Annotated in this window: 1 protein-coding gene; it reads left to right on the forward strand. The window is 39.2% G+C overall.

All coding sequences use genetic code 11. The features are described from left to right. Positions 1–390 precede the first annotated feature (390 nt). On the forward strand, positions 391–1,742 hold a 1,352-nt coding region (locus tag Q0095_RS01320; RefSeq protein WP_297880644.1), incomplete at its 3' end, for a TonB-dependent receptor.

Raw genomic sequence — 1,742 nt, forward strand, 5'->3', positions numbered from 1 at the left:
AATAGAGGTATCGCTTACGAAAATTTTACCGAAACGCCGCTTTGGGATAGCGTAAAATTTTCATTCTCTAATCAAAGAATCAAACAAAGAGCTAGAACGGAGGAGTATTGCAGGGGCGATAACTGCGCAGAAATAGCAAATCCTATAATAAAAAGAGATGGCAACAACAATATAGTAGACTCAAACGGAAACGAATTTAACATAGATAGAGGCGGCCCGGGAGGAATGACGAGATTAATTGATTCAAATGGAAAAACGTATTTATCGGGCTATGGTATTCCAAGTATAAGCGATATGAAATTAAACTGCGAAGAATTTAATTGTAACGGTCCGTTAACGCTTTATAGAATTCCTCGCAATTCCGATCCAATAGAAAAAATGAGTCTGCCTTTGAATAGTCCAACCTATAATTTTACGGGTTCAAACGGAAAGAATTATGAATTCGATATACACGAAGAGACCTTAAATGGAAAGAGATATAAGGTAATTAAACCTAGTTATACTAATGGTATAGTCAAACAAGATTCTAATGAATTTAGTATGCTTTTACCAAACTCACAGGGCTATCTTGAAAGAGATTGGAAGGAAAGGGATCTAAATACCGATACTAAGCAGTTTGATCTAGATTTTAGCAAAGATTTTAATCTTTTGAGTGTGGAAAATAGCCTTTCATATGGACTAAAATATATAAAAACCGATAAATCTATGGTAAATAGAGCGGGTTTTGACGCTACGAATCCTCAATGGTGGGCGGATACCGCTCCAGGTGATTGCCAAGGTGCAGATGCCGGTAATGCATTAAAATGCCCCAAAACCGAACCTGAAACATCGTTTCTAATACCGGTCGAAAGCAAAAACGGAGTCTTTCACGTAGCGGACGACGTTATAGTAAATGACTTTTTTGATTTCAATCTAGCCTATAGATACGATAGAGTAAGATATAAGCCGGGCTATGTTCCGGGCAAGACTCCAAAGATCCCTGACGGTATGGTTGAGGGGCTATTTATACCGCTTGCGAAAAATCCACTTCCAGAGCCTAAGTGGAGCGACTATCCAAATTGGTCGGATTATGTGGCAGCCAGGAACGCATACCTAGCAAAGCAAGCCGAAGTCGATGCGCTGAATGCAACGAATGCTGAGCGAAATATAGAGTATATGTCAAAGCCGAAGGAGTATAAAAACAACTCCTACGCCGTGGGTTTAAATTTTAATCCACTTGAGTTCGTAAGAATTCAAACGAAGTATTCAAAAGCCTTTAGAGCCCCTACTACGGACGAGCTATATCTTGCGTTTAAGCATCCAGATTTTACGATAAAGCCGAATGTGGATCTAAGACCTGAAATAGCCAAAACCAAAGAGGTGGCCGTTACATTTCATAGCGAAAGTCAGAGTTTTATCACGCTTAGTAGATTTAAGACGGACTATCAAGACTTCTTAGATCTGGAATATCAAGGCACCAAAAGGGTAAATACGAACGCAAATAGCGCGCTTGATTTCGATATGTATCAAAACGTAAATAGACAAAGAGCTAAGGTAAACGGCATAGAGATAAGCTCTAAATTTAATCTAAGCGATCTCTCGGATAGCCTGGGCGGATTTTATGTAGGATATAAATTTACGAAACAAAAGGGTAAAATTTTAACAGATGATGACGGTTTGGTGCCGATGAATGCGATACAGCCCAAGACTTCGGTATATAACGTAGGCTACGCCGAGAAAAATGACAAATTCGGAGTTGATAT

This window comes from uncultured Campylobacter sp., assembly GCF_938045535.1.
Classification (GTDB): Bacteria; Campylobacterota; Campylobacteria; order Campylobacterales; family Campylobacteraceae; genus Campylobacter_B.